At 64.7% G+C, this 25,628-nt stretch carries 26 protein-coding genes; 13 read left to right on the top strand and 13 right to left on the bottom strand.

All coding sequences use genetic code 11. The annotated features are described in order from the left end of the window. Positions 1-200 precede the first annotated feature (200 nt). From ACO076_RS00355 to ACO076_RS00320, 8 genes are all read left to right on the top strand, one after another. Positions 201-542 (top strand): DUF883 family protein, encoded by a 342-nt coding sequence (locus ACO076_RS00355; RefSeq protein ID WP_421724756.1) that lies wholly within the window; start codon positions 201-203, stop codon positions 540-542. Positions 543-548: 6 nt separating this feature from the next. Beyond that, positions 549-980, top strand: a complete 432-nt coding sequence (locus ACO076_RS00350; protein ID WP_421724755.1) for a hypothetical protein — start codon at positions 549-551, stop codon at positions 978-980. Between the two features lie 156 nt (positions 981-1,136). Then, positions 1,137-1,988, top strand: coding sequence for an NAD-dependent epimerase/dehydratase family protein (locus ACO076_RS00345; RefSeq protein ID WP_421724754.1), 852 nt, complete (start codon positions 1,137-1,139; stop codon positions 1,986-1,988). 12 nt (positions 1,989-2,000) lie between these two features. Next, positions 2,001-3,590, top strand: coding sequence for a gamma-glutamyltransferase family protein (locus ACO076_RS00340; RefSeq protein ID WP_421724753.1), 1,590 nt, complete (start codon positions 2,001-2,003; stop codon positions 3,588-3,590). A 28-nt stretch (positions 3,591-3,618) separates the two neighbouring features. Further along, the gene (locus tag ACO076_RS00335) at positions 3,619-4,818 is read left to right on the top strand and encodes an amidase (RefSeq protein WP_421724752.1); all 1,200 of its coding nucleotides are present in this window, start codon (positions 3,619-3,621) and stop codon (positions 4,816-4,818) included. Next, positions 4,815-6,182 (top strand): TRAFs-binding domain-containing protein, encoded by a 1,368-nt coding sequence (locus ACO076_RS00330; RefSeq protein WP_421724751.1) that lies wholly within the window; start codon positions 4,815-4,817, stop codon positions 6,180-6,182. The genes ACO076_RS00335 and ACO076_RS00330 overlap by 4 nt, the downstream gene beginning before the upstream one ends. Positions 6,183-6,270: 88 nt before the next feature. Next, positions 6,271-6,921: a DUF1007 family protein gene (locus tag ACO076_RS00325; RefSeq protein WP_421724750.1), complete on the top strand. Its 651-nt coding sequence runs from the start codon at positions 6,271-6,273 to the stop codon at positions 6,919-6,921. Next, the gene (locus tag ACO076_RS00320) at positions 6,918-7,907 is read left to right on the top strand and encodes a nickel/cobalt transporter (RefSeq protein ID WP_421724749.1); all 990 of its coding nucleotides are present in this window, start codon (positions 6,918-6,920) and stop codon (positions 7,905-7,907) included. The genes ACO076_RS00325 and ACO076_RS00320 overlap by 4 nt, the downstream gene beginning before the upstream one ends. Here ACO076_RS00320 and ACO076_RS00315 read toward each other — a convergent pair. The 3 genes from ACO076_RS00315 to ACO076_RS00305 form a co-directional block, all read right to left on the bottom strand. Continuing rightward, positions 7,904-8,434, bottom strand: a complete 531-nt coding sequence (locus ACO076_RS00315; protein ID WP_421724748.1) for an SRPBCC family protein — start codon at positions 8,432-8,434, stop codon at positions 7,904-7,906. The genes ACO076_RS00320 and ACO076_RS00315 overlap by 4 nt on opposite strands. Then, positions 8,431-8,793: an ArsR/SmtB family transcription factor gene (locus ACO076_RS00310; protein WP_421724747.1), complete on the bottom strand. Its 363-nt coding sequence runs from the start codon at positions 8,791-8,793 to the stop codon at positions 8,431-8,433. The genes ACO076_RS00315 and ACO076_RS00310 overlap by 4 nt, the downstream gene beginning before the upstream one ends. 122 nt (positions 8,794-8,915) lie before the next feature. Continuing rightward, on the bottom strand, positions 8,916-9,674 hold the full coding sequence (locus ACO076_RS00305; RefSeq protein WP_421724746.1) for a gamma-glutamyl-gamma-aminobutyrate hydrolase family protein: 759 nt from the start codon (positions 9,672-9,674) through the stop codon (positions 8,916-8,918). Positions 9,675-9,802: 128 nt separating this feature from the next. Between ACO076_RS00305 and ACO076_RS00300 the strand changes: the two genes are divergently transcribed. Continuing rightward, positions 9,803-10,909 carry a TRAP transporter substrate-binding protein gene (locus ACO076_RS00300; RefSeq protein WP_421724745.1) on the top strand — a complete coding sequence of 369 codons (1,107 nt, stop codon included), beginning with the start codon at positions 9,803-9,805 and terminating at the stop codon, positions 10,907-10,909. Between the two features lie 79 nt (positions 10,910-10,988). Here ACO076_RS00300 and ACO076_RS00295 read toward each other — a convergent pair whose 3' ends face one another. Then, a complete protein-coding gene (locus ACO076_RS00295) occupies positions 10,989-11,201 on the bottom strand; it encodes a hypothetical protein (protein WP_421724744.1) in 213 nt (70 codons plus the stop codon). Positions 11,202-11,509: 308 nt separating this feature from the next. Here ACO076_RS00295 and ACO076_RS00290 point away from each other — a divergent pair, with 308 nt between their 5' ends. Next, entirely contained in the window at positions 11,510-12,631 is a 1,122-nt protein-coding gene (locus ACO076_RS00290; RefSeq protein ID WP_421724743.1) for an endonuclease/exonuclease/phosphatase family protein, read from the top strand. A gap of 40 nt (positions 12,632-12,671) precedes the next feature. Here ACO076_RS00290 and ACO076_RS00285 read toward each other — a convergent pair whose 3' ends face one another. From ACO076_RS00285 to ACO076_RS00275, 3 genes are all read right to left on the bottom strand, one after another. Then, positions 12,672-14,447 carry a TRAP transporter large permease gene (locus tag ACO076_RS00285; RefSeq protein WP_421724742.1) on the bottom strand — a complete coding sequence of 592 codons (1,776 nt, stop codon included), beginning with the start codon at positions 14,445-14,447 and terminating at the stop codon, positions 12,672-12,674. Beyond that, positions 14,444-15,046: a TRAP transporter small permease subunit gene (locus ACO076_RS00280; protein ID WP_421724741.1), complete on the bottom strand. Its 603-nt coding sequence runs from the start codon at positions 15,044-15,046 to the stop codon at positions 14,444-14,446. Before ACO076_RS00280 ends, ACO076_RS00285 begins: the two co-directional genes overlap by 4 nt. Before the next feature lie 213 nt (positions 15,047-15,259). Then, positions 15,260-16,102: a phytanoyl-CoA dioxygenase family protein gene (locus ACO076_RS00275; RefSeq protein ID WP_421724740.1), complete on the bottom strand. Its 843-nt coding sequence runs from the start codon at positions 16,100-16,102 to the stop codon at positions 15,260-15,262. 104 nt (positions 16,103-16,206) lie between these two features. Between ACO076_RS00275 and ACO076_RS00270 the strand changes: the two genes are divergently transcribed. Continuing rightward, on the top strand, positions 16,207-16,338 hold the full coding sequence (locus tag ACO076_RS00270; RefSeq protein ID WP_421724739.1) for a hypothetical protein: 132 nt from the start codon (positions 16,207-16,209) through the stop codon (positions 16,336-16,338). 203 nt (positions 16,339-16,541) lie between these two features. On the opposite strand, the gene ACO076_RS00265 is transcribed toward ACO076_RS00270, so the two are convergent. Both ACO076_RS00265 and ACO076_RS00260 read right to left on the bottom strand, forming a co-directional pair. Then, a complete protein-coding gene (locus ACO076_RS00265) occupies positions 16,542-16,925 on the bottom strand; it encodes a hypothetical protein (protein ID WP_421724738.1) in 384 nt (127 codons plus the stop codon). A gap of 170 nt (positions 16,926-17,095) precedes the next feature. Next, on the bottom strand, positions 17,096-17,683 hold the full coding sequence (locus ACO076_RS00260; RefSeq protein WP_421724737.1) for a TetR/AcrR family transcriptional regulator: 588 nt from the start codon (positions 17,681-17,683) through the stop codon (positions 17,096-17,098). 126 nt (positions 17,684-17,809) lie between these two features. On the opposite strand from ACO076_RS00260, the gene ACO076_RS00255 reads away from it, so the two are divergent. Continuing rightward, the gene (locus ACO076_RS00255; RefSeq protein WP_421724736.1) at positions 17,810-18,649 is read left to right on the top strand and encodes a CPBP family intramembrane glutamic endopeptidase; all 840 of its coding nucleotides are present in this window, start codon (positions 17,810-17,812) and stop codon (positions 18,647-18,649) included. Positions 18,650-18,692: 43 nt separating this feature from the next. On the opposite strand, the gene ACO076_RS00250 is transcribed toward ACO076_RS00255, so the two are convergent. Then, a complete protein-coding gene (locus tag ACO076_RS00250) occupies positions 18,693-20,651 on the bottom strand; it encodes an acetoacetate--CoA ligase (RefSeq protein WP_421724735.1) in 1,959 nt (652 codons plus the stop codon). Positions 20,652-20,807: 156 nt separating this feature from the next. On the opposite strand from ACO076_RS00250, the gene ACO076_RS00245 reads away from it, so the two are divergent. Next, a complete protein-coding gene (locus ACO076_RS00245; protein WP_421724734.1) occupies positions 20,808-22,673 on the top strand; it encodes an AsmA family protein in 1,866 nt (621 codons plus the stop codon). A 10-nt stretch (positions 22,674-22,683) separates the two neighbouring features. Here the strand turns inward: ACO076_RS00245 and ACO076_RS00240 are convergent, their stop codons facing one another. The 3 genes from ACO076_RS00240 to ACO076_RS00230 are packed head-to-tail and all read right to left on the bottom strand — an operon-like array spanning position 22,684 to position 25,616. Continuing rightward, entirely contained in the window at positions 22,684-23,490 is an 807-nt protein-coding gene (locus ACO076_RS00240) for an ABC transporter permease (RefSeq protein WP_421724733.1), read from the bottom strand. A gap of 1 nt (position 23,491) precedes the next feature. Next, entirely contained in the window at positions 23,492-24,457 is a 966-nt protein-coding gene (locus tag ACO076_RS00235; protein ID WP_421724732.1) for an ABC transporter permease subunit, read from the bottom strand. Positions 24,458-24,464: 7 nt separating this feature from the next. After that, complete coding sequence (locus ACO076_RS00230) at positions 24,465-25,616, bottom strand: ABC transporter ATP-binding protein (RefSeq protein ID WP_421724731.1); 1,152 nt, start codon at positions 25,614-25,616, stop codon at positions 24,465-24,467. Between the last annotated feature and the right edge of the window lie 12 nt (positions 25,617-25,628).

Raw genomic sequence — 25,628 nt, 5'->3', positions numbered from 1 at the left:
ACGGCGGCGGGGGCATTGCAATTGGTTGAGCGCCATATCGTGAACGAATCCGAGCGGCAGAGCGAAGCGACGCAGCACCGCGAAATATCGAATTGCGCCGATCGGCGTAAGCATTTTCCAGTCTTTCGCGCTATGCTGATCGAAATGGCCCGGCGTCCGAGAGCCGTGCCGCTTGGTGACAGTGCGTACAGGAGACGGTTATGGCGACGAATGCGGAAAAGGAAACGGCGGAGAATCTGGAGAAACTCCGCGCAGATATAGCCGACTTGACGGAAACGGTGAAGGGACTCGTTTCGGACACGGCGGGTATTCAGTCGGAACTGAAGGAGAAGCTCGACCAGACCGCCCGTCACGCGGCGGCCGCCGGCGAGAGCATCCTCCACGATGCCGCCGAGAAGGGCCACGAAGCATTCGACGCCGCCGCCAAGCAGGCGTCCGACAAGCTGGATGAGATCGAGGTCAAGATCACCCGCAATCCGTTCACCGCGGTGATGATCGCGCTGGGGATCGGGTTCGTGTTCGGGCTGATCAATCGCCGGTAAACGATCATGATCCTTCGGGGGCTGCTCAAGACCGCCGAGCTCGGCATCGGCGTCGCGCGCCAGGAGGCCAAGGCGGCGGTTTCGCGCGCCGTCCAGCAGGCGGCTTTCGCGCTGGTGACACTGACCTTCCTGTTTGTCGCACTGTGCTTCGGGCTTAGCGCGTTCACGGTCTGGCTGGCGCGGGAGATCGGCACGGTCTCGGCGTTCGGGGTGATGGCGCTGGTGTTCGCCGTGCTGGCGCTGATCGTCTATGGCGTTTCACGGGCGGCGGCCAACCGGGACCGGCCGAAGCGCCGCCATCGCCGGGCGCGCCGGGAGGCCGAGGAAGAGGAGGCCCGTTCCTACGCCGAGCCGGAGTCCGGATCGACCGTCGCTTCGCTGGCGGTCGTCTTCCTGGTGGGCTTCACCCTGGCCCAGCAGCTGTTCCGCCGCCGGTAGGTCGCGGGAGAACCGCTGCGACCATCGCGACGCACGCCTTGCCCGCGGGGCTTGTTCGATTTAGCAATGAAGGAACGGTAGACCGGGCGGTCCTCGCCCGGTGGGAGCGGTGTCGATTGGGCCGCGACCGCCGTCTGACACTAGGGGAATATCACGATGATTATTGTAACCGGGGGGAGCGGGCAGCTTGGCCGTGTCTGCGTCAAGGACCTGATGGAGCACGGCCATGAGGTCACGTCCATCGACATCACACCGCCGAGCGATCCGAGCGTTCGGTTCAGCCGCGCCGACCTCACCGACTTCGGCGAGGCGATGGCGGCGCTCTCGATGATCGACGAGCGGGTCGAGAAGGTAACCGGCGTCGCCCATCTCGCAGCGATCCGCGCGCCCGGCCTTGCCACCAATCACGTGACTTTCACCACCAATACGGTCTCCACCTACAACATCTTCGAGGCCGCGCGGCAGCTTGGCATCAAGAACGTGGTCTGGGCGTCGAGCGAGACCGTCTACGGCATCCCGTACCCCAATGGCCCCGCCTATCTTCCGGTCGACGAGGAAATCGCCCATCCGGAGACCGCCTATTCGCTCTCGAAGCTAATGGGCGAGGAGATGGCCAAGCAGTTCTGCCGCTGGGACCCGCAGCAGAAGATTATCGGCCTGCGCTTCTCCAACGTCATGGACCCCGAGGACTACGAGCGCTTCCCCGGTTTCGATGCCGATCCGCGTTCGCGGCACTGGAACCTGTGGACTTACATCGACGCCCGTGACGGCGCCCAGGCGGTGCGGCTGGCACTGGAATCCGACATCAAGGGCGCCGAGGTATTCGGCATCGCCAACGCCGACTCGGTGATGAACCGCGCCAACGAGGACCTCGCCTCGGAGGTCTATCCCGGCGCGGAGCGCAAACGGCCGCTGGAGCCCAACGAGTCGCTGATCTCGATCGAAAAGGCGCGACGGTTGCTCGGCTACGAGCCGAAGCATTCCTGGCGCAAGCACGCGACGGCCTGACGGGCGCGGGCCATGGCGGAGACTGTCGTCGGCGAAAACGGCATGGTGGTCGCCCCCCACCGGGCGGCTGCCGAGTCAGGCGCGGCTGTGCTCCGCGCCGGCGGCAACGCGCTCGAGGCGATGATCGCTGCGGCGGCGACTATTGCGGTCGTCTACTCGCATATGAACGGGATCGGCGGCGACGTGTTCTTCATCGTCGTCGAGCCGGGACGGCCCCCGCGCGCGGTGAGCGCCTGCGGCCGGGCCGGCGCCCGGTCAACGATCGCACGGTACCATGAGCGTGGCTACGACACGCTCCCGGCCCGCGGCGTCGACGCCATGGTCACTGTTCCCGGCGCCGTGTCCGGCTGGCAGCAGGCCATCGACATCGCGGGCTCGCTTGGCGGGCGCCTGCCGCGTCGCGATCTGCTTGCCGACGCGATCGCCTACGCCAAGGACGGGAGTGCGGTGACCCGATCGCAGGCCGCCGCGATAGCGGAGGACCGCGAGGGGCTGACCCAAGCGCCGGGGTTTGCCGACCACTTCATGGTCGACGGCAAGGCGCCCGAGGTTGGCGCGACGTTCACGCAGCCGCGCCTCGCCGATACCCTCGATCATCTCGCCCATGCCGGTTTCGAGGACTTTTATCGCGGCGACATCAGCGCCGAGATCGCCGCCGACCTGCAGCAGCTTGACGCTGCCATTACCCGCGCCGACCTCGTCGCCCATACCGCGACCCTCGAAGATCCGCTGTCGGTGCGGTTCGACAAGGCGATGCTCTACAACACACCGCCGCCGACCCAGGGGCTAGCCTCCCTCATTATCCTCGCCCTGTTCGATCGGCTCGGCATCGCCCGCGGTGAGAGCTTCGACCATATCCACGGGCTGATCGAAGCGACCACCCGCGCCGCGGCGGTTCGCGATACTGAGATCCGCGATCCGGACGTCGTCGGCGACATCGATCGCTTTCTCCAAGCGGCCTGGCTCGATCCGACCGCGGCCGGCATCGATATGCGCCAGGCGTCCGCGCCTGACGCCGGTCCCGGCGATGGCGATACGATTTGGGCGGGCGCCATCGATCAGGATGGTCTGTCGGTTTCGTTCATCCAGTCCCTCTACTGGGCGTTCGGGTCGGGTGTCGTGCTGCCGCGCACGGGAATCGTCTGGCAGAACCGCGGCATCGGCTTCTCCCTCGATCCCGGCTCACACGATCCGCTTGTCCCCGGGCGCCGCCCCGCTCACACCCTCACTCCACCCTTCGCCCGTTTCGACGACGGGCGGGCCCTGGTCTATGGTTCGATGGGCGGCGACGGGCAGCCCCAGTTCCAGTCGGCGATCTTCACCCGCCACGTCTGCTTCGGCATGGAACCCGGTGAGGCAATCGCCGCGCCACGCTGGCGCTGGGGGCGGACCTGGGGCGAAGACCGGCCCGGCGTAGCGGTGGAAAGCCGCTTCGATCCCGATCTGGTCGCTGCACTGTCCAGAGCCGGTCATGATATGCATGTTCTCGACGTGCCTTACGCCGATCAGATGGGGCATGCCGGCATGATCGTTCGCAGGGCCGACGGCCGGCTTCTGGGTGCATCCGATCCGCGCTGCGACGGCGCCGCGGTCGCGGCATAGCCAAGAAAACGAATAGGTTAGGGGCTGCATGCTTATCGATGACGATCCGGTTCGCGCCTTCATCGACTACCCCGATGTGCCGGTTGCCAATGCGGCGGACGGGCCGCTCGCCGGTACCACCTTCGCGGTCAAGGACATCTTCGACGTCGCCGGCTATCCGACCGGCTGCGGCAATCCGCTGAAGCGTGCCGAGGCAAAGCCAGCCACCGAACACGCGCCCGCTGTCGCGGCGCTTCTCAACGCCGGCTCGCGGTTTGTCGGCAAGGTCCATACCGCCGAACTCGCGTTCTCGCTGGACGGCGTCAACAGCCATTTCGGTACTCCGCTCAATCCGGCGGCGCCCGATCGGGTGCCCGGCGGTTCGTCTTCGGGTTCTGCGTCAGCGGTCGCCGCCGGCCTGGTCGATATCGCGCTCGGCAGCGACACCGGCGGCTCCGTCCGCGGCCCTGCCTCGTTTTGTGGCATCGTCGGGCTGCGGCCTACCCACGAGCGGGTGTCGCTCGCCAATGTCATGCCGCTGGCGGAAAGCCTCGACACCGGCGGATGGTTCACCCGCGATCTCGACCTCTATGAGCGCGTGGCGGCAGTGATGCTCGGCGAGGATGTCGCCGGGCCGCCGCTCACCCGGATGATCGTCGCCGAGGACGCCTTCGCCAACCTAGCCGGCGATCCCGAAGCGACGGCGCTGACGCCGGCGCTCGATCGCCTGAAAGCTGCGTTCCCGGATTGGCAATCGGTGATCCTTGCCCCCGACGGTCTAGCGTCATGGCAACAGGCGTTCCGTACCATTCAGGGATACGAGGCGTGGAAGGCGCACGGACCGTGGATCGAGGCGCGAAATCCGCCGCTGATGGAGGGGGTGCGGGGTCGCTTCGAGATCGCTCGGCAGGTTACCGATCGGCAGTACCGCACCGCCGAGGCCCAGCGGGAAAGCGCCCGCGACCGGGTCCTCTCCGTTCTCGGTGACGATGGCTTCATCGTGGTGCCGACATTCCCCACTGTCGCACCACGACTGACCGCCTCGGTGGCGGAGCTCGAGAAATTCCGCAACTATGCGCTGATGGTGATGTGCATCGCCGGCCTCGCCCGGCTGCCACAGATTTCGCTGCCGGTGGCAACCGTTCACGGCGCGCCACTGGGATTGTCGCTGATTGGCCCTCCCCATCGCGACCGGGCGTTGATATCGTTGGGGCGCATCGCCATGGGGGAGGACCGCGACGGGCCATGATGCCGCTCTGCTTCGTGCTGATGCCGTTTGGCCGCAAGCCGGACGGATCGGGACGGACGATCGATTTCGATGCGGTCTATCGGGAGATCGTCGCCCCGGCGGTGGAAGCCGCAGCGATGGAGCCGATCCGCGCCGACCAGGAGGAGATCGGCGGCACCATCCATAAGCCGATGTTCGAGCGGCTGATGCTCTGCGACTACGCGGTCGCCGACGTCACCGGCGCCAATCCCAACGTCTACTACGAACTCGGCATCCGCCACGCGCTCAGGCCGCACAGCACGGTGATCGTCTTCGCCGACAACACGGCGTTGCCGTTCGACATCGCCGCCCAGCGCGGCGTCCCGTATCGGCTCGATGAATCCGGCGGCCTGGTCGATGCGCCCGGCGATTGCGATGTGATTGCCAAGCGCCTGCGCGCCGCCCATGAGAACGCTCATGACGACAGTCCGCTGTTCCAGTTGATCGACGGCATGCCGCGGCTCGAGGTCGGCCACGAGAAGACCGACATCTTCCGCGACCGGGTTGCCGTGGCGCAGTCCTACCGGAGGGCGCTGGCATCGGCGCGAAGGCAAGGCGTCGAGGCGGTGAAATCGGTGGCCGACGACCCGCGCCTGGCTGATCTTCGCAATGTCGAGGCCGGTATCGTCATCGACCTGCTGCTGTCGTTTCGGGCAGTGGGAACCGCCGACGGGTGCCAGGAGATGATCGACCTGTACGATCGGATGCCGAAGGCGCTTCAGCACGCGCGCATGGTCCGCGAGCAGCTTGGTTTCGCCCTGAACCGGGTCGGCCGGTCGGACGAGGCGGCGGAAGTGCTGAACGGCGTCATCGATGAGTTCGGCCAGAACAGCGAGACCAACGGCCTGCTTGGCCGCGTCTACAAGGATCTGTGGGAAACAGCGAATGCCGAGGGCAGGGCGATGGAGGCGCGCGGTTACCTGCGGCGGGCGATCGCCACCTATCGCGCCGGCTTCGAGGCCGATTGGCGCGACCCGTATCCGGGAGTGAACGCCCTGACCCTGATGGAGATTCAGGAGACACCGGACCCGGCGCAAGAGGCGATGCTGCCGGTCGTCCGCTATGCCGCCGCCCAGCGTGCCGGCGCCGGCCGTCCGGGCGGGGGCGATTACTGGGATCAGGCGACCCTGCTGGAGGTGGCGGTGCTCGATCGTGATCCGGACACGGCGGAGACCGCGGCGACCGCCGCGCTGGCGGTTGTGCGCGAACCGTGGGAACCGGCCACCACCCGGCGCAACCTGCGGCTCATCCGCGAGGCACGTGCCGCCCGTGACGAGGATGTCACCTGGATCGACGAGATCGAGGAAGCGCTTTCCGAGGCCGAAAATCGACTGAAAGGGTCTTGACGGGCAGCGTCCGAGAATCGAGGGTCCCCGCGGGATGGCGCCTCGATATGGCCGCAGTTGTCTGGCCCTCAGGGCCTTGGAGGTTCCGATGCGAATCACGCGACCGTTGATGGCCGCTGCCGTGCTGGTTGGGGGTGCCGCTACAGCAACCGCCCATCCACATGTCTTCATCGATGCACGCTCGGAGATTGTCTTCGACGGGGACGGCCGGATCAGCGCTGTGCGCAACATCTGGCAGTTCGACGAGGCGTTTACCGCTTATGCGATCCAGGGCCTCGACGCCGACGACAACGGCGAATTGACCGACGCCGAGCTGGCGCCGCTCGCCCAGGTCAACGTTGATTCGCTTGAGGAGTTCGATTTCTTCACGTTCTTCATGGTCGACGAGGAGATGCAGACCTTCACGGCGCCGGAGGAGTACTGGCTGGAGTTCTATAGCGGCAAACTCACCCTGTTCTACACGCTGCCGTTGGCGGAACCGGTGGATGTCGTAGACGACACGTCCGTGGAGGTGTTCGATCCGGAGTATTTCGTCGCCTTCTCGTTCACCGAGGACGTGCCGGTGAGCCTGGTGGGTGCGCCAACCGGCTGCGAAGGTATGTTCATTCCACCCGGTGAGCTCGACATTCAGACGGCGATGATTCTTGGCGCGGTGCCGGCTTCCGAGCGCGAACTGCCGCCGGATCTGCGCGCCGCCGCGTCCATCCTTAGCAATCGGATCACGGTCTCCTGCGGATGAGGGCACACTGGGTCGCGGTTCTCGCCGCGTCGGCGTGCCTTGCCGCGCCGGCGCTCGCCGCGCAATCGCCGTTCGGGATTTCGACGCCGGACACCGGGGGCGGTGCATTCGGTGGGCCGCTCGCCCCGGTTTTCGCCTGGATCGCGGCGCACCAGGCCGCGTTCTACCGCAGCCTCACCGAGACGCTGTCCGAAGTCGACCGGAACGGCACCGCCGTCTGGCTCCTGCTTGGACTGAGCTTCCTCTACGGCATCTTTCATGCCGCCGGCCCTGGCCACGGCAAGGCGGTGATCACGTCCTATGTGGTTGCCTCGGGCGAGTCGGCGCGACGCGGCATCGCCATCTCCTTCGCTGCCGCCTTCGTCCAGGCGGTGTCGGCGGTAGTCGTCGTCGGTATCGCTGCCGCGATTCTCAACGTCACCGCCCAGACGATGACCTTGGCGACCGACTGGCTGGAGATCGGCAGCTACGGACTCATCGTCCTCGTCGGCGTGTGGCTGTTGTGGAGCAAAGGGTTCCGCGGCGGCCACGCCCATTGCAACCATCATCATCTCCCCGGCGAAGACGGACACGCCCACCATCACCATGACGGGCACGACCACCATCACCATGACCACGATCACGGTGCGAAGGCACGACCCGACCGGCCGCGCAATCCGCTGGTGCGCGCGTGGTCGGCGATTGTCAGTGTCGGTATCCGCCCGTGCTCGGGCGCGATCATCATTCTGGTTTTCGCCCTGTCGCAGGGTCTATTCGCCGCCGGCATCGCCGCGACCTTCGTCATGGCGCTCGGCACCGGTATCACGGTGGCCGCGCTCGCTACCCTGGCGGTGTCCGCCAAGGGGCTGGCGTTGCGGTTTGCCGGCGCCGAGTCGAGCGCCGGCGTCTGGGTCCTGCGGGTGTTCGAGGTCGGCGCCGCCGCTCTGGTCCTGCTGCTCGGTCTGCTGCTCCTCGGCGGCGCCCTGTCATACCGTCTCGGCGGCTAGCCGGGGTCGGCCCCGGCCGCCTCCGGGGTGCGGCCCGCCTTCATGTCGGCGAGCAGCTTGGCAAGGAGTTCCATGCCCGCGCCCCAACCCTTGTCGAGGCCGTCGATTGCCCCGGCGAAGCAGGCGATTTCGGCAGCGCTCGCCTCATACGGTACCCAGGTCAGCCGCATCCGTGTTTGCTCCCCTTCCTCAGCGAAGGTCACCGTCGTCAGCAGTACGCGCGGCCAATCGGGCATTTGCGGATTGGACGCGACGTTCCAGTCCTTGTCCGCGACCGCGTGAAGCCAGACCAGCCGCTCCGGCGGCTTCACTTCGGTGTATTCGACCCGCTGGTAGTGGGAGTTGCCGCCCCACCGCATCTCGTTGAGCCACAGCCCGCCGGGTTCGACATCGAGGCGGTGGACGATGGTCTCCACCCCAGGGCCGTACCAATGAGCGAGAAGGTCCGGTTCGGTCCACGTGCGCCAGACCATTTCGCGCGGCGCATCGAAGACCCGTTCAAGAACGTAGGTGGGCAGGTCGCTCATTTCGGATTTCCCTCTTTCTTCTTCAATTCGCGCAGCAGATCATCGAGCTGGTCAAAGCTGCCGGACCAGAACCGGCGGAACTCTTCGAGCCAGCGCACCGCCGCGACCATCGGCTCGGCGTTGAGCCGCGCCGGGCGCCGCTGCTTGTCGATCGCGCGCTCGACCAGTCCGGCCCGCTCCAGCACTTTCAGATGCTTCGACACCGCCGGCTGGCTCATGGCGAACGGCGCGGCGAGCTCGTTCACCGAGGCTTCGCCCGCGGCCAGCCGGGTCAGGATCGCCCGCCGGGTCGGATCGGCCAGCGCCGTGAACACCGCGTCCAGGTTGGCCTGTTCAGTTCCATAACTGATTTGTTCCATAACTTACTAGTTATAGAATAGGAGGTCCTGTGTCAACGGCGGGTTTTTCGACAGCCGGAGCACACCGATGGACAGGAACGGAATTGGGTCAGGTGGCGAAGGCGCGACGATCCGATAGAACGCTAGCCACCGCGCGCGGCGGCGTGGGCGCGCACCGCGTCCCCGAAGGCGGCAAACAGCTTTTGCGACGGCGTATCGGTCTCGACCCAGTACTCCGGATGCCATTGGACCCCGATCGCGAAGCCAGGCGCGCCGACCACCCGTACGGCCTCAACGGTGCCGTCCGGTGCCGTCGCTTCCACCGCCAGGCCGGGCGCGAGGTCGGCTACCCCTTGGCGATGGAGGGAGTTCACCTGGGTTTCGCCTGCGCCGAGCACCGGCGCCAGCACGCCATCCGAGGCGATGGTCACCGGCTGGCGGATGGCGAATCGATCGGCCTGATGCTCCGCGTCGGGGGCCTTGTGGTCGAGCCGGCCCTCGATCTCGTGGATTTCCGTGTGCAGCGTACCGCCAAGCGCGACGTTCAACTCCTGCATGCCGCGGCAGATGGCGAGCACGGGGACTGCCTGGCGCAGAGCGGCTCGGATCAGGGCGAAGCTCGCCGCGTCCCGCGCCGTGTCGTGCGGTTCGGATGCTGCGTCGGCGACGCCGCCGTAGTGATCGGGGTGGACGTTCGAGCGGCTGCCGGTCAGCAGAACGCCATCGAGGCGTCCGACCACGGCTTCGGCATCGATGTGGTCCGCAAGCGCGGGCAGGACAACCGGGATACCGCCGGCGCCTTTGATGATCGCGGTCAGGTAGGGCTCCGCGGCCGCGTGCCAGCGATAGCCATCAGCTTCACGCACGTCTGCGGGCACGCCGACAAGAGGGCGGTGTGTCATTGCGCGCAACGCTGGGTTGTGCCACACGTGGCGCACCAGGTAGTCAGTCGCTTGACAGTTTTATGAAACACTTCTCTTTTGTACCCAGCGGATGGCCAAACATCCCGAAACCCCAGGGGAGGAAATATATGGATCGTCGTTCTTTCATCAAGAAAGCCGGACTCGCTACCGGCGCCGCCGTCGGTGGATCGACGCTGGCGGCCCCTGCGATTGCTCAATCGATGCCCAAGATCACCTGGCGACTGACCTCGTCGTTCCCGAAATCGTTGGACACCATCTACGGTGCCGCCGAAACGATGGCGAACTATGTCAGCGAAGCCACCGACGGCAATTTCACGATCCAGGTTTTCGCCGGCGGCGAGCTTGTCCCCGCCTTGCAGGCTGCGGATGCGACCATCGACGGCACCGTCGAGATGTCCCACACGGCGAGCTACTATTACTGGGGCAAGGACCCGGTCTATGCGCTCGGGACAGCCATCCCGTTCGGCCTGAACTATCGTCAGCAGAACGCCTGGTTCTACCACGGCAATGGCGACACGCTGATGAACGAGTTCTACGCCACCCAAGGGCTCTACGGTCTCCTCTGCGGCAACACCGGCGCCCAAATGGGTGGTTGGTTCCGCAGGCAGATCAACACGCTTGAGGACCTCCAGGGCCTTAAGTTCCGGATCGGCGGCATGGGCGGCAAGATCATCGAGAAGCTCGGCGTCGTGCCCCAGCAGATCGCCGGCGGCGACATCTACGAAGCGCTGGAGAAAGGCACGATCGACGCGACCGAGTTCGTCGGCCCCTATGACGACCTCAAGCTCGGCTTCTACAAGGTCGCCCAGTACTACTACTATCCCGGCTGGTGGGAGGGCGGCCCGGTGCTCCACGCGCTGGTCAACCTCGACCAATGGAATTCGCTACCGAAGTCGTATCAAGCGATCTTGACCGCCGCCTGCCAGGCCGCCAACTCCGACATGATGGCGAACTACGACTACGAGAACCCGACGGCGTTGCGCGAACTGGTCGCCAACGGCACCCAGCTTCGCCCGTTTAGCCCGGAGATACTGTCGGCCTGCTTCGACGCGGCCAACGAGACCTACGCCGAGATCAACGCGGTCAACCCGACGTTCAAGAAAATCTACGACGACATGACCGCGTTCCGGAAGGACGCCTATCTCTGGGCGCAACTCTCCGAATACCAGTACGATACGTTCATGATGCTGCAGCAGCGGGCCGACAAGCTCTAGGCGGCGCAGCCTCCATCGACATGGCCAAACCCGGGTGCCTCGCGCGCCCGGGTTTTGCCGGCCAGGTTGTCGCGAGCGGTTAAGCGGCGACGTGGCTGGCGTTGGAAATCCCGCCGCGGGAAAAGACACCGTCGGGGTCGAACTCGGCCCAGGCGATCTGTCCGATACGCCCGGCCCCCTGCTCAAGATAGCGGTGAACCACTTTCCTCGACGATTCGGCGATGTCGTCGGGCATGAACGGCGCGAAGACGTCTTCCATCGAACCGAGAAGAAGATCGGCCTGTTCGGTCATCGCCTACCTAGCAGCATCTGCTTCCGAGCCTCCGTCTATCAAAAATACAAGGGCATTTCACCCAAATGGTTGTCGACCGGAGCGATCTCTTGTTTGACTTAATCAGATGATCGGCCGGCCAGTCTACGTAGTTCTTGATCCGGCGGGCGGGAATAGCTCGCAAGACTAGCTGCCATCGCTTTGGATGCTTTCGGCCGCTCGGAGGGCGTCGGTTTACCTCAGAGACGCCGGTACTCGGCAAGCTGTCAATTTCCTGTTGCGGAGGTGTAGTTTAGTCTTCAACCCATCTCGCGCATAAGGAGAGTACGATGCGGCTACGCCTATGCACGTTCAATATCGAGAATCTGTTCACGCGGTTTGACTTCTCAGCGTTCAGCGACGACCGCAGTGCACGGTATCTTCCACCGATTATCCAGTTCTATGGCGAGTTCGGCGACGGCGACCTGACCAAATTCGAGGACTTCAAACGCTTTGTCCAATCCGCGGCCATTTCGCAGGATGATGACAGACGCCAGCATACCGCGCTCGCCTTCGCCGAAGCGGACGCTGACATCTACTGCCTGCAGGAGGTGGACAGTCACACCGCGCTGATGCGCTTCATGGACGCCTACGTCAAAAAGATCGGCGTCGATCCCTATCCCCAACTGGTCCTGCATGAGGGCAACGATCGTCGGGGGATTGATGTCGCCGCCATCGCGCGCGACATCCGCCCGGTGATGAGCCGCTCCTATGCTGATGTAACGCCGGGGTGGGTCCGCCGGACCGACAGCGGCAAGGCGCTCCTCGAATCCTATCCGAAGGCTGCCGAGGCGGCCAAGAAACTCAAAGGGTCCGCCGCGCGCATATTCCGCCGTGACTGCCTGGAGCTCGAAGTTCGCATGGGCGGCAAGGCGGTCAACCTGTTCAACTGCCACTTCAAGTCGATGGGCGGCGGCCGGGATGCTTCCATCGGCATGCGGCAGCTCGAGGCGATCGCCGTGCGGGAGATCATCAACAGGCGATTCGAGAACCCCGAGAATGCGCTGTGGGCGGTGCTTGGCGACCTCAACGACTATCGGCTGCGGATCGCGATCTCGACGGTGCCCGATGACGAGGGGCGCTATAAGGAAACGATCAAGGTGCTGGATTCGGACGAAGCGTCAGGTGTCGATCCGCTGCTCGACGAGGGCTTCGGCAAGAACATGCTGGAGGCGGTCGCCGAGGCCGATCGCTGGACTCACTATTACTCCGGCCAGCGGCACAAGACCCAGTTGGATTACATCATTGCGTCCCCGGAGCTCTCGCAACGGGTGGAGGGGTCACCTCGGATCATCCGTGCCGGCATGCCGATCCGGGTTCCCAACCTGGATGTGGCGCGTTATCCGCGCATGGGTTGGGATCGTCCCAAGGCGAGCGATCATTGCCCGGTGGTGGTCGAGTTCGACGTTTGACCGAGCGGATGCTCCCGCAGGACGGCGCGGGGCGCGGCCCCTAGTCGAAGGTCGGCGGCTGCGACAGGTCGAGCGACGGCGCTGCCGGCTGGTCCGGTTGCGCCGGCCCGCCAAGATCGGGTGGCGGCAGCCCGAAATTCGGTGCGCCGCCATCCTCTCCGCCGAGCGGCGGTAAGCCCAAACTGCCACCGTCAGTGCCGAGCGGCGGCAGATCAATCTCGACCTCGTCGAGATCGATGGTGATCCGATCGTCCTGATAGTGGGTGACGATCGGCGGATACGCGATCACCAAGGCGATGGTGAAGATCTGGATGGCGATGAAGGGCAGGGTGCCGCGGTAAATATCGGTGGTCTTGACCGCCGGCAACGTTCGGCCGGAGACCGCGTCGAGCCACGCCTTGGTCGGTGATACCGATCGCAAGTAGAACAGCGCGAAGCCGAACGGCGGCGTCAAGAACGACGCCTGCAGGTTCAGGCCGATGATAACACCGAACCAGATCAGATCGATGCCCAGCGCTTCGGCGACCGGCGCGAGCAGCGGCACCAGGATGAAGGCGATCTCGAAGAAATCGAGGAAACAGCCGAGGATGAAGATGAGGACGGTGACGAAAATCAGAAAGCCGGTCGGTCCGCCCGGCAGGTTGAGCAGCAGTTCCTCAATCCAGATGTTGCCGTTGACACCGAAAAAGGTGAGACCGAACACCCGCGCCCCGATCAGGATGAACATGACGAAGGCCGTCAGCTTGACCGTCGTGTCGAGCGCCTGAGTCAGCGTCTCCATCGTCAGGCGCCGCTTCGCCAGCGCCAGGATCAGCGCGCCGGTGGCGCCCATCGCGCCCCCCTCGGTCGGCGTGGCTATGCCGAGGAAGATGGTGCCGAGCACCAGGAAGATTAGCGCCAGCGGCGGGATCAGGACGATGATCACCTGCTCGGCGAGTCGCGACAGCAGACCCAGCTCGAACCGCCGGTTGGCGAGGGCGAAGGCGTAGACGATCACGGTCGCGGTGGTCGCCGACCAGACGAGGCGGGTCGCGTCGTCGAAGATGTTGAAAACGAAATGGTAGCTGACGACGTAGATGACCACCGCGGCACCGATGGCGGCGAGTAGCGTCGGGACACCACCGCCGAGCGTGCGGGCCTCGGGCGGCAGAGCCGGCGCCGCCTTAGGCCGGACGATGGTGACGAAGAAGACATAGAGGCAGTAGAGCGCGACCAGGATGAGGCCGGGATAGACCGCGCCGACATACATGTCGCCGACCGACCGGCCGAGCTGGTCGGCCATGACGATCAGAACCAGCGACGGCGGGATCACCTGGGCAAGGGTGGCGGCGGCGGAGATGGTGCCGGTCGCCATCCGGCTGTTGTAGCCGTAGCGCATCATGATCGGCAGCGAGATCAGCCCCATGGCGATCACCGACGCGGCCACCACGCCGGTGGTCGCGGCAAGCAGGGCGCCGACCAGCACGACCGCGTAAGCGACACCGCCGCGTACCGGACCGAACAGTTGGCCGACGGTGTCGAGCAGGTCCTCCGCCATCCGCGACCGTTCGAGGATGATTCCCATGAAGGTGAAGAACGGAATCGCAAGCAGTGTGTCGTTGCGCATCACCCCGAAAACGCGCTCGGGATTGGCCTGGAGCAGCGGCCAGAACAGGGTGATCTCGTTGGGTGCGAACTGGGCGAGGTTGACGCCCACGACAAAGAACAACAGGCCGCCGGCGGCGAGCGTGAAGGCGACCGGGTAGCCGAGCAGCAGCATTGCCATCACGGTCACGAACATGATCGGCGCGATGTTTTCGGCAATCAGGTCGATCATCGTGGACCGTCTTCGTGGCCGGGGATTTCGTCGTCGTGAGGGTCGGCCATCTCCTCGATCATCGGCGGCAGCTCATGGGGCGGTGTGGTTTCGTCGATCCGGCCCGCTAGCACCGCGGCGCGCTTGATGATCTCGGAGATCGCCTGGGCCGAGAGCAGCACAAAGCCGGCCAGTACGACGAACTTCGCCGGCCACAGGATCAGCCCGCCGGCGTTGGGCGAGCCCTCGCCCGACAGATACGAGCGCAGGAAGAACGGCCAGGACAGGTAAACCATCAGGAACGCGAAGGGGACGAGAAACAGGATGTGACAGACGAGGTCGATCCAGTCTCGGGTCCGCTTGGAAAACGTCGCCGACAGGACGTCGATGCGTACGTGTTCGTTACGCTGCAGCGTATAGGCGGCGCCGAGCATGAACGCGCCACCGTAGAGATACCACTGCAGTTCAAGGAAGGCGTTGGACGAGAAGTCGAACGCCTTGCGGATGGTGGCGTTGCCGGCGCTGACCAGAACCGCGATCAGGATCAGCCACATGACCGCGCGCCCGATGACGACGGTCACGCCATCGATGGCACGGCTGATCGCGAGGAATACCCCCATGCACGCGTCCCCTGGCCGGCGGCTTGCCGCTCTTTTGTCTTAGCCTGCGATGGATAAGCCGGCTTGGCAAGCGCCCGTGCGGTCGCAGGGTCGCGCTCCGCTCCGGATCGTCGCGAGCCTTGTCGTGGTCCCCGTCCCCGCCAGCCACCGGCTGACGACAAGGAAACACCGTCGCTGATCGGCGGACAGGTGATGGAGACCGGTCGACCCGCCTTAGGCCGCAGCGCGGACGTAGGGCTTCGACAGGTCCTCGGTCCCCTTGTAGGCGTAGGGATCGTCGCCGGAGACCATGACAATGTCGCGGAAGTCGTCGCCGACATCGACACGCCCGCCCTGGCGCCATGGCAACAGCGACTCGGCGCTCATGTAGTGGTTGACCAGCGCTCGCCGGTAGCCGCCCGAGCGGTTCTTATGCGAGCCGTGCAGCAGGTAGCCGTTGAAGACGACCAACGAACCGCTCGGCGCCTCCAGCGGCTGTGCCGATCCCTCATCCTCAGGGAAGCCATAAGCGCCAGGTGTCGGGTCCCATTCGTCCGACCCGTGGGGCTGCATCGGATAGATCACGCCGCGCCGGTGCGAGCCGGGGATCACCCACAAGCACCCATTGTCGACAGTGGCGTCATCAATCGCCAGCCACGCCCCGGTGAGACTCCGGTCGCGAGTCGGGATGAAGGCTTCGTCCTGGTGCCAGGCCTGCCCCGGCGCGCCCGGCGATTTGATGAACAGCATCGACTGCATGCATTTGACGTTCGGCCCGATCGCCGCACGCAGCGCCTCGACGGTCGCCGGATGCCCGAGCATGTCGCGAAACAAGGCCGACAGCTTGTGTGGAAAGTGGATGGCGAGAAACCGGGTGAGCAGGGCGTCGTCGTCCAGGTCGGCGACATCCGTCGCTGCCGCGGTCGCGCCCTCGCGGCGATGCGACAACGGGAGGTCCGCCCCGTGCTCGCGGCACAGTCGCGCCGCCTCGGCGGTCGTCTTCGCGATCGTCTCCGCGTCGACCGCATCGGGGACGACGGCGAACCCGTCGCGTTGGTAGGTTGCTTTGTCGATCATTGTCGCTTTCCAGTCCCGCCTGTTGTTTCCACCCGGGTTGTATCGCGGCTCATCCTGCATGAGTTACGTAACTCATCTATATCGACGGCACCAAGGACCTCTACATGTTCACCCGCAGCGACGGGATCATCCTCGGTGGCAGTCACCAGGAAGATGTGTGGTCGACCGAGCCGGACCCGCGGATCGCCGAAGCGATCGTCGCGGGCCATGAAAAGATCATCGGCGGGATGCGTTAGGGGGACGATCGCCTTCCTGTTTCTACGGCGGCCGGCCGCGCTGCCATTAAGCTCGGTGGCTGGTGACGCTTACGGCTAATCCGGTTGGGTTCCGATGTAGGTTTGGCGATCGGATTCGCCGGACGACTTGCTGTCTTAGCCCCTAAACCTCGCCATCTTTACGGTGTCGAGGGAAGCCGAACTCCAAATGAGGAGATGGCTTGTTAACAGGTTCCTGCATTCCAATCACAGCACATGTGCATTGAAACCTGCTGGTGTTTATTTGGATTCAATTTGTCTTTCGCCCAGCCGCAACTACATACCGCGTAAGCTCCGTCCGTTCCATTCTGCTTACATATAATTCTGGTGTCATTCCCGGATTCGCAATTATAACTTGCAGGATTGAAATTGCCGACACCTGAAGAAAATTTGCAGGTACCATGAAGGTCGTAGATCTGCTGGGCATGACTTAAAGTAACTTTACGTACACATTCTTTATTTCCCTCGGGGCAGACCTGGAGATAAACATCCTGCCCAGAATATGCGAGGGTCCCGGTCAGAAACACAGCCAAAAAAACACTTAACGCAGCTGAGATGCGTTTGTTCATCTTCCTCACTCCCTCTGAATGATCCGACTACCACGATAGCACCGTGGGCCTGAGTGCATATAATAGAGTTCCGTCCCTCTTGGTCCACCGCCTCTGGGTTGGCCAGCGCGCCGCGGTTCTTGACCGCCGACCAGCAAGGTCTCCGCTGGACGGCGTTGCCGAACCGATCGTTACGCCCTGACATCCAGAAACGAAAAGACGTTGTCGAAGTCGACGTCACGGGCGTCGCCTGAGCCCGGAACCACCCGTTCGATCTCGATCAACTTCGCGAAGCCGTGAACGAGTGACCAGACGGCGACTTCCGTCGTTGAGCTTCCACCGGCACCGTGCCGAAGCTCCGCGCAGGTTTGGGTCAGTACCCTGCGGGCGCTCGCGGCGGCCGCCATTCGCTCTTCATCCGGCGGAAAGTCGCGAGGCGAAACAAAGATCAGATTGAAGAGGGCGCGATGCTCCGTCGCGAATCTCAGATAGCCCCGGCACATGCCGAGAACGCGGCCTCTCGGCGTGTCCTCCGCCTCGATCCCCTCGATCATCAGGCGCTCGAATATCCCGTATCCACGCGTTGCGATGGCCGATTTAAGGCCTGGCAAGCCTTCGAAATGATGGGTCGGCGCGGCATGGGACACCCCGGCGAGCTTGGCGCAGCGCCTCAGGGTCAGCGCCTTGAGACCCTCAGTTTCCAGGATTTGCAGCCCTGCCAGGATCAGCGCCTCGCGCAGGTTTCCGTGGTGCTGTTGGTTCGCCGGTTTTCGAATCATTCGTTCCTTCTTCCATGCGCACTTGACAGTGTAAAGTAAGTCGTGTTTTACAGTGTAAAGTTTACGCCGTCAAATTCACGATGCTCGGCATCGCGGGATGTCGCCAGCCCACGGGGGTTCACTGACATGAAAACGACGCACCGTTCCGCCGATGCGCTGCAATGGCGCACCGAAAATCAGGCCGACGTTGTCGATGCAGACAACGCCGACCAGTACAGCCTTCTCAAGATTCTGGGTATCTGGGCAGCGGTCGCGATACCGATGCCCATTCTCGCCTTTGTCGTCGCGCCGGCGCTCGCGACCGGCTACGGGTTCAACTATGCACTGACCGTCTGGTTGCTCTTGATCGTCGGCATGATCTGGCAGTTCGTCCTGTCGGTCATCATCCTCTACCTCGAATTGCCCGCATTCACCTGGGGCGCGATCCGCGAACGCATCTGGCTGAACAAGCCGACCAATCCCCGTACCGGCCGGCGCAGCTATCTCCTCTTTCTGTGGCTGATCCCGGCGTTCCTGTTCTATGCTGCGATCGAGATGACTCCCATGGAGGAGTGGATCGGGCATCTGATCCTGATCCCGCTACCGTTCCTCGATCGCCTGCCGGTTCTCGAACTGGAGGAGATCATCCAACCCGAGTTCATCGGCGCTTGGTGGCTGATGGGCGTCGCGGTTATCGCCTGCGCCTTCAACTACGTCCTCGGCGAGGAACTGTTGTTCCGGGGCATCCTGCTGCCGAAGATGCGCGGGGTGTTCGGCAAATGGGATTGGGTTGCGAACTCGGTGCTCTTTGCCCTCTACCATCTGCACCGGCCGACGCAGATGCTGGCGTTCATTATCGGCGGTTTCGCCTATTCGCTGCCGTCCCGCTACTTCCGCAGCATCTGGTTCGCCATCATCCTTCACGGGATCGAGGGCATTCCGGTTCTGATCGGTGTGTATCTTGTCGTCTCGGGCAGGGCCTTCTGACCGGCGACGAAGCGTGGGGCGTGCTTGCGGCCGGAGCGGGCAACTACTCAGCCAGTTCCGGCCGGTTGGCGAAGTGGTCCAGCGCTTCGGGGTTGGCCAGCGCGCCGCGGTTCTTGACCGGCCGGTTGTGAACCACCTCTCGAACGGCGAGCTCGACGATCTTGCCGGATTTGGTGCGGGGGATGTCCGCGACCGCGACAACGCGCGCCGGGACATGCCGGGGTGTGGCACCGGCGCGGATCACCCGCTTGATTTTGGCGATCAGGTCGTCGTCGAGAGTGACGCCGTCACGCAGCCGGACGAACAGCACGACGCGGACGTCGCCCTCCCATTCCTGGCCGATGGCGAGCGCTTCCATCACCTCGGGGATCGACTCGACCTGGGCATAGATCTCGGCGGTGCCGATCCTGACACCGCCGGGGTTCAGGGTGGCGTCGGAGCGGCCGTGGATAATCATGCCGCCGTGTTCGGTCCATTCGGCGAAATCGCCGTGGCACCAGACGCCGGGAAACCGCTCGAAATACGCAGCACGGTAGCGCTCGCCGTCGGGATCGTTCCAGAAGCCGATCGGCATCGAGGTGAACGGTACCGTGCAGACCAGTTCGCCCTTGCCGGACGGCAGCGGCTTGCCGGTCTCGTCGAAGACGTCCATCGCCATACCGAGGCCCGGCCCCTGCAGTTCGCCGCGCCACACCGGTTTAGTCGGAATGCCGAGCAGGAAGCAGGAAACGATGTCGGTGCCTCCGGAGATCGAGGCGAGATGGATGTCCGGCTTGATCGACTCGTAGACGAAATCGAAGCTTTCGGGAGCGAGCGGCGATCCGGTCGACAGCATCATGCGGACCCGCGAGAGGTCGTAGTCCTCGATCGGCCGGAGCCCCGACTTCTTCACTGCGTCGATATATTTGGCGGAGGTGCCGAACACGTTCATGCCTTCGTCGACGGCGTAGTCGAACAATACCCGCTCGGACGGGTGGAAGGGCGAGCCGTCATAGAGGAGCAGGGTCGCACCGAGGCCGAGGCCGGAGGTGAGCCAGTTCCACATCATCCAGCCGCAGGTGGTGAAGTAGAAGAGCCGCTCGTCGCGCTCCAGGCTCGATTGCAGATGCAACTCCTTCAGGTGCTGAAGCAAAGTGCCGCCGGCCGAATGGACGATGCATTTGGGCACCCCGGTGGTGCCGGACGAGAACAGGATGTAGAGCGGATGCGCGTACGGCATCCGGCGGTAGGTGACCGGCTTCGCCTCGTAAGGCGCGAGCACGTCGTCGAGGGCGTGGCCGTTGGGGAGTGCCGCGGCGACCTCGGCGGCGCTGCCGAGATAGGGCACGACAATGATCATCGGCTCGTCGGGCAGCCCCTCGGCGATCGCCGTGAGTTTCTCTTGGGTCTCGATGGTCTTGCCGGCGTAGTAGTAGCCATCGCAGGTGATCAGTACCTTCGGCGCAATCTGTCCGAACCGGTCGAGGGCGCCGCGGGCGCCGAAGTCGGGCGACGCCGACGACCACACCGCACCGATCGATGCGGTCGCCAGCATGGCGGCGATGGTTTCCGGCATGTTGGGCATCAGCGCCGCGACCCGGTCGCCGGGTTCGACCCCGAGACCAAGCAACGCCTGCTGCAGCCGCGAGACGAGGGCGTTGAGCTCACGCCAGGAGAGCCGAGTGCGGACCTTGTCCTCGCCGCGGAAGACAATGGCATTGCCGTCGTCGTCTCGGCGGAGCATGTTCTCGGCATAGTTGAGCCGCGCGTCGGGGAAGAATCGGGCACCCGGCATGCGCTCCGGATCGATCAACCGCCGCTCGCCCTTCTCGCCGATAACGCCGCAGAAGTCCCAAACCAGGTCCCAGAACGCGGCTGGGTCGGTGATCGACCAGCCGTGGAGCGAATCATAGTCGGCGAGCCCCCGGCCGGCCCGTTTTTCGGCCTCCGCGGCGAAGCGGGCGATCGGCAGATCGTCGGTCCGGGTCGGTTTCCACAGCGGCTGGTCGGCTGAAGCGATCAAGGCGGCATTCCCCCAGGGCTCGGGATTGTTGTTGTTTTTCCGCCGTTGGGACCGCCGCCAGCGATCCAGGCGGTGTGCACATAGTCCTTGCGGACGGTGAGGTTTCTTCCTATCCGGAGGGCGGTTCAGTCAAGAGGCAGCGGCGGAAAGGAAGCGATGGCGCGCAGACGTGGGCGAAGACGCGGACGGCGACTTCTGATCGGCGTCCTGGTTGCCGTCGTCGTCGTGGGCGGTCTGATCGCCGCGGCGCCGTTCATCATCTCGACGGACCTGGTCAAGCGACAGATCACCGATCAGATCGCCTACTGGACCGGGCGGGACTTCACCTTCCGCGGCGAGCCGAGCATCAGCCTCTATCCGTATCTCACCGTGCGCTTGCGGGAAGCGACCCTCGCCAATCCGGATGGCGACGATGCGGAGCCGTTCATGGACATCGAAACCATGACCGGCAAGATCGAACTCTTGCCACTGCTCACCGGCCGGATCGAGTTCGCCCGGTTTCGCCTGTCCAATCCACGTATCAATCTGCGTACCGACCCACAGGGCCGGGGCAACTGGATTCTCGATCAGGGCGTCATCGGCACCCAGATTTCCAAGGGTGACAAGGAAGGCGCCAGCGACGACATCGCGCCACCTTCGCCGCTCGCTGACATCCGGCTCGGCCGGTTCCTGATCCGCGACGGCATCGTCACTTATACCGACGAGCGGACCGGCCGGCGGGAGGAGCTCACCAAGGTCGATGCCACCTTCGACTGGACGCGGACGTCCCAGGCGGCCCGTGGCGATGGGTCGTTCATCTGGCGTGGCGAGCCGGTTACCTTCGACGGCAATGTGGGGACTCCGCTCGACTGGCTCGCCGGGGGAAGCTCCCCGCTGCGGTTTGCTTTTTCGGCGACGCCGCTGACGCTGGCCTTCGACGGCACCGCCCTCCAGCTCGACGGGACCCAACTCGAGGGCGACATCGAAATGGCAACCCCGTCGGTCCGCCGCGTGGCGGAATGGATGGGGACCGACATCGGTAGCGGGACGATCTTCGCCGCTGGTTCGGTGGATGGCCGGATCAACTGGCTCGGGCCGTCGGTGGCGATTACCGACGCGACCATCGAACTCGATGGCAACGCCGCCGATGGCGCGCTGTCGGCGATGATCGGCGACGGCCGCAGCACCTTGCAAGGGACGCTGGCGTTCGAAACGCTGGATCTGACCTCCTATGCCGAGGCGCTGCAAGCGGCCGCCGAGGTCAACGGCTCGTGGCTGGCGGCGCCGACTGTGATGCCGCTCGATGCGATGGGCGCGGTCGACGTTCGGCTCTCCACCAATGAGCTAACCGTCGGCGACGCTTCGTTCGGGCGCACGGCCGCGACCGTTGTGCTTGACGACGGCGAGCTCTCCGTCTCGGTCGAGGAGATGCAGGTTGACGATGACGGGGTCCTGGAAGCGCGGGTGACGTTGACCCCTCAGGGCAACGGTATCGCCGCGACAGCGCAGGTGGAAATCGCCAATCTGGTGATCGGCGACCTGCTTGAGGACACCGGCGATCTGGTCGAACTCGACGGGATCGCGACGGTGGCGATGCACCTCGAGGGCGCCGGGCGCACCATGCGCGAGATGATCGCATCGCTATCGGGCGACGGTTCGGTGGCGATCGCCGAGGGCACGTTCGGATACGCCGATCTGACGGCACTACCGGCGGCGATCACCGGGGATGCCGATCTGGCCGGATCGACGGCCTTCACCTCGGCGCACGGCACCTTCGTCTTCGGTGACGGCGCGGTCGCGACCGAGGACCTTGAAGCGGAAGCGGCCGCGCTTGATCTGACCGTTACCGGCCGCGCCGATCTGCTGACCCCGACGGTGGAGGCGCGTGGCGTGCTGACGCTAAAACAGAGCGATGACGAGGGGGGACCCCGCGACGTTCCGTTCATGATCGACGGTACCTGGGAGACCCTGCGGCTGCGGCCCGATCTCGGCCCGCCGGTTGATCGCAGCGAGCTGACCGTCGCGCCCGAATCGAACGGCTGAACCGGATCGACTATGTGGCTTCGAGGCGCTGGCGATTTGCCGCCCGCCGCTTGGTGACCAGCGAGGCGGTCAACACGCCGACCGCCACCAGCGCGATCATGATGGTGCTCACCGCGTTGATCTCAGGCGTCACGCCAAGCCGGACCTGGCTGTAGATTCGCATCGGCAGCGTGGTCGCGCCCGGGCCGCTGGTGAACGAGGCGACGACCAGATCGTCGAGCGACAAGGTGAATGCGAGCATCCACCCGGCGATCACCGCGGGGGCGATCAGCGGCAGCGTGATCCTGAAGAACACCCGTACCGGGGGACAGCCGAGATCGAGAGCCGCTTCCTCGAGGCTGCGGTCGAAGGTGACCAGCCGCGACTGGACGACGATGGCGACGAAGCACATCGAGAAGGTGATGTGGGCCAGAACGATGGTCCAGAAGCCGCGGGCGAAATCGATCGCCACGAACAGAAGCAGCAGCGACAGGCCGATGATGACGTCGGGCATCACCAGCGGCGCGTAGATCATGCCGGAGAACAGCATACGCCCGGTGAAGCGTCCGAAGCGAACCAGCGCAATCGCCGCCATGGTGCCGAGAACGGTAGCGATCGTCGCCGAGACCAGTGCCACCCGCAGCGTCACCCACGCCGCATCGAGCAGCCCCTGATTAGTGAGAAGCTCGCCATACCATCTGGTCGAGAAGCCGGCCCACACGGTGACCAGCCGCGACTCGTTGAACGAGTAGATGATGAGCAGCAGGATCGGCAGGTAGAGGAATGCCAGCCCCAGCGCGACCGACACCACGTTGAACCAGGATGCGCGCTGCTGCATGTCAGTCTCCGCGCTCCGCCCGCTTCATCTCGTGGTTCTGAAATAGAACGATCGGCACGACGAGAAGCAGCAACAGGATCACCGCGACGGCCGAGGCGAGCGGCCAGTCGCGGTTGGAGAAGAACTCCGACCACAGGGTCCTGCCAATCATCAGGGTGTCGGAGCCGCCGAGCAGATCGGGAATGACGAACTCGCCGGTGACGGGAATGAACACCAGGAAGCAGCCGGCGACCACGCCGGGCAGCGACAGCGGGAAGGTTATGGTCCAGAAGGCGCGGACCGGCCGGCAGCCGAGATCGGCGGCGGCTTCGAGCAGGGCCGGATCCTGCCGCTCGAGCGACGCGTAAAGCGGCAGCACCATGAACGGCAGGTAGGAATAGACGATGCCGATATAGACGGCGGTGTTGGTGTTGAGGATGGTCAGCGGTTCCGAGATCAGGCCGAGGCCGACGAGTGCCTGGTTGAGCAGGCCTTCCCGCCTGAGGATGCCGATCCAGGCATAGACGCGAATCAGAAACGACGTCCAGAACGGCAGGATGATCAGCATCAGGAGCGGCAACCGCCAGGCGGAAGGGGCGCGCGCCATGCCATAGGCGATCGGGTAGCCGATGAAGAGGACGATGGCGGTCGAGATCACTGCGATCTCGAGGCTCGACACGTAGGCGCGGAAATAAAGGACATCCTCGGTGAGCCAGAGGTAGTTTTCGACGGTGAATTGTCGTGCGGCGTCAATTAGTCCGGACACGCCGCCGGCGAGGTCGAAGACCGGGGTGTAGGGCGGCTGGGCGATGGCCGCGAGCGAGAACGAGATCTTGATGACGATCAGGAACGGAACGAAGAACAGAACGAACAGCCACAGATAGGGGAGGGCCAGAACCAACCAGCGGGTCCAGCTGGTGGCACCAGGCTGTGCCGAGGTCGTGTCTTCGACTTCGGGTATTCCGCTTCGCTCGGTCACCTCGGTCATCGACCGGTCACCGGGTCAGCACGATGCCGCCGTCAGCCGACCAACTCAGCCACACCTTGTCCTCCCAGGTGATCGGCCGTTCGACGAGGCGGGTGCGGTTGGTCACCGTCGACTTGATGGTCGAGCCGGCGGGCAGGCGGACGTGATAGATCGATACGTCGCCGAGATAGCCGATGTCCCAGACCTCGCCGGCAACACAGTTGCGCGTGGCGTCCGCCGGTCGGTCGGGCGAGATTGACACCTTCTCCGGGCGGATGGCGAACCAGGCGGTGTCGCCGATCGAAACGTCGATCGCCTGGGCGACCGCGATCGGTGTGCCAACCGTGTCGGCGGTGAGGTGCACGGTCTCCCCGTCCCGGGCGCTGACCCGGCCTTCGAGGATGTTGATGTCACCGATGAAGTCGGCAACGTAGCGGGAGTTGGGCTGTTCGTAGACCTCGGCCGGGGTTGCTACCTGGACGATACGGCCGTGATCCATGATCGCGACCCGGTCGGCGACGGTCATCGCCTCCTCCTGGTCGTGGGTGACGATCAAGAACGTCATCCCCAGCGTCTGCTGCAGGTCCATCAACTCGAACTGGGTTTCCTCGCGGAGCTTGCGGTCGAGAGCGCCGAGCGGCTCGTCGAGGAGCAGGACCTTGGGCTTGCGGGCCAGCGATCGGGCGAGCGCGACCCGCTGGCGCTGGCCGCCGGAGAGCTGGTCCGGCTTGCGGTTGGCAAACGCCTCCAGCTTGACCAGGCTCAGCATCTCCGCGACCCGCGTCTCAATATCGACCCTCGCCATATTGGCCTGCTTAAGACCAAAGGCGATGTTGCCGGCGACCGTCATGTGCGGGAACAACGCGTACGACTGGAACATCATGTTGGTCGGCCGGCGATAGGGGGCGACGCCAGCCAGGGAGCGTCCCTCGAGCAGCACATTCCCTTCGCTCGGCTGATCGAGGCCGGCGATCATGCGCATCAGCGTGGTCTTGCCGCAGCCCGACGGCCCGAGCAGGGCGAAGAACTCGCGCTCGTAGATGGTGAGCGAGACGCCGTCGATGGCGGTCACCGGGCCGAAGCGCTTGCTGACGTTGCGGAACTCGATGAACGGCGCCGCGTCCCGGGCGATCCGCGGCCCGGATGCGGCTTTAGCCGGCCCGATAGGGACGTCGGCCATCCGGCGAGCGGC

The organism is Bauldia sp. (assembly GCF_965232525.1).
Taxonomy (GTDB): Bacteria; Pseudomonadota; Alphaproteobacteria; order Rhizobiales; family Kaistiaceae; genus Bauldia.
Note: the sequence above shows the minus strand (reverse complement) of the source record. Positions and strands in the feature narration are given on the sequence as shown.

Excerpts from the sequence above, each read along its gene's own strand:
- ACO076_RS00315 (WP_421724748.1), bottom strand. The coding sequence starts at position 8,434 with ATGAGCGACCTGCCCACCTACGTTCTTGAACGGGTCTTCGATGCGCCG.
- ACO076_RS00255 (WP_421724736.1), top strand. The coding sequence starts at position 17,810 with ATGAAAACGACGCACCGTTCCGCCGATGCGCTGCAATGGCGCACCGAA.
- ACO076_RS00285 (WP_421724742.1), bottom strand. The coding sequence starts at position 14,447 with ATGATCGACCTGATTGCCGAAAACATCGCGCCGATCATGTTCGTGACC.
- ACO076_RS00335 (WP_421724752.1), top strand. The coding sequence starts at position 3,619 with ATGCTTATCGATGACGATCCGGTTCGCGCCTTCATCGACTACCCCGAT.
- ACO076_RS00270 (WP_421724739.1), top strand. The coding sequence starts at position 16,207 with ATGTTCACCCGCAGCGACGGGATCATCCTCGGTGGCAGTCACCAGGAA.
- ACO076_RS00355 (WP_421724756.1), top strand. The coding sequence starts at position 201 with ATGGCGACGAATGCGGAAAAGGAAACGGCGGAGAATCTGGAGAAACTC.
- ACO076_RS00265 (WP_421724738.1), bottom strand. The coding sequence starts at position 16,925 with ATGAACAAACGCATCTCAGCTGCGTTAAGTGTTTTTTTGGCTGTGTTT.
- ACO076_RS00280 (WP_421724741.1), bottom strand. The coding sequence starts at position 15,046 with ATGGGGGTATTCCTCGCGATCAGCCGTGCCATCGATGGCGTGACCGTC.
- ACO076_RS00230 (WP_421724731.1), bottom strand. The coding sequence starts at position 25,616 with ATGGCCGACGTCCCTATCGGGCCGGCTAAAGCCGCATCCGGGCCGCGG.
- ACO076_RS00290 (WP_421724743.1), top strand. The coding sequence starts at position 11,510 with ATGCGGCTACGCCTATGCACGTTCAATATCGAGAATCTGTTCACGCGG.
- ACO076_RS00260 (WP_421724737.1), bottom strand. The coding sequence starts at position 17,683 with ATGATTCGAAAACCGGCGAACCAACAGCACCACGGAAACCTGCGCGAG.
- ACO076_RS00235 (WP_421724732.1), bottom strand. The coding sequence starts at position 24,457 with ATGACCGAGGTGACCGAGCGAAGCGGAATACCCGAAGTCGAAGACACG.
- ACO076_RS00320 (WP_421724749.1), top strand. The coding sequence starts at position 6,918 with ATGAGGGCACACTGGGTCGCGGTTCTCGCCGCGTCGGCGTGCCTTGCC.
- ACO076_RS00240 (WP_421724733.1), bottom strand. The coding sequence starts at position 23,490 with ATGCAGCAGCGCGCATCCTGGTTCAACGTGGTGTCGGTCGCGCTGGGG.
- ACO076_RS00330 (WP_421724751.1), top strand. The coding sequence starts at position 4,815 with ATGATGCCGCTCTGCTTCGTGCTGATGCCGTTTGGCCGCAAGCCGGAC.
- ACO076_RS00350 (WP_421724755.1), top strand. The coding sequence starts at position 549 with ATGATCCTTCGGGGGCTGCTCAAGACCGCCGAGCTCGGCATCGGCGTC.
- ACO076_RS00275 (WP_421724740.1), bottom strand. The coding sequence starts at position 16,102 with ATGATCGACAAAGCAACCTACCAACGCGACGGGTTCGCCGTCGTCCCC.
- ACO076_RS00345 (WP_421724754.1), top strand. The coding sequence starts at position 1,137 with ATGATTATTGTAACCGGGGGGAGCGGGCAGCTTGGCCGTGTCTGCGTC.
- ACO076_RS00310 (WP_421724747.1), bottom strand. The coding sequence starts at position 8,793 with ATGGAACAAATCAGTTATGGAACTGAACAGGCCAACCTGGACGCGGTG.
- ACO076_RS00245 (WP_421724734.1), top strand. The coding sequence starts at position 20,808 with ATGGCGCGCAGACGTGGGCGAAGACGCGGACGGCGACTTCTGATCGGC.
- ACO076_RS00305 (WP_421724746.1), bottom strand. The coding sequence starts at position 9,674 with ATGACACACCGCCCTCTTGTCGGCGTGCCCGCAGACGTGCGTGAAGCT.
- ACO076_RS00300 (WP_421724745.1), top strand. The coding sequence starts at position 9,803 with ATGGATCGTCGTTCTTTCATCAAGAAAGCCGGACTCGCTACCGGCGCC.
- ACO076_RS00340 (WP_421724753.1), top strand. The coding sequence starts at position 2,001 with ATGGCGGAGACTGTCGTCGGCGAAAACGGCATGGTGGTCGCCCCCCAC.
- ACO076_RS00295 (WP_421724744.1), bottom strand. The coding sequence starts at position 11,201 with ATGACCGAACAGGCCGATCTTCTTCTCGGTTCGATGGAAGACGTCTTC.
- ACO076_RS00325 (WP_421724750.1), top strand. The coding sequence starts at position 6,271 with ATGCGAATCACGCGACCGTTGATGGCCGCTGCCGTGCTGGTTGGGGGT.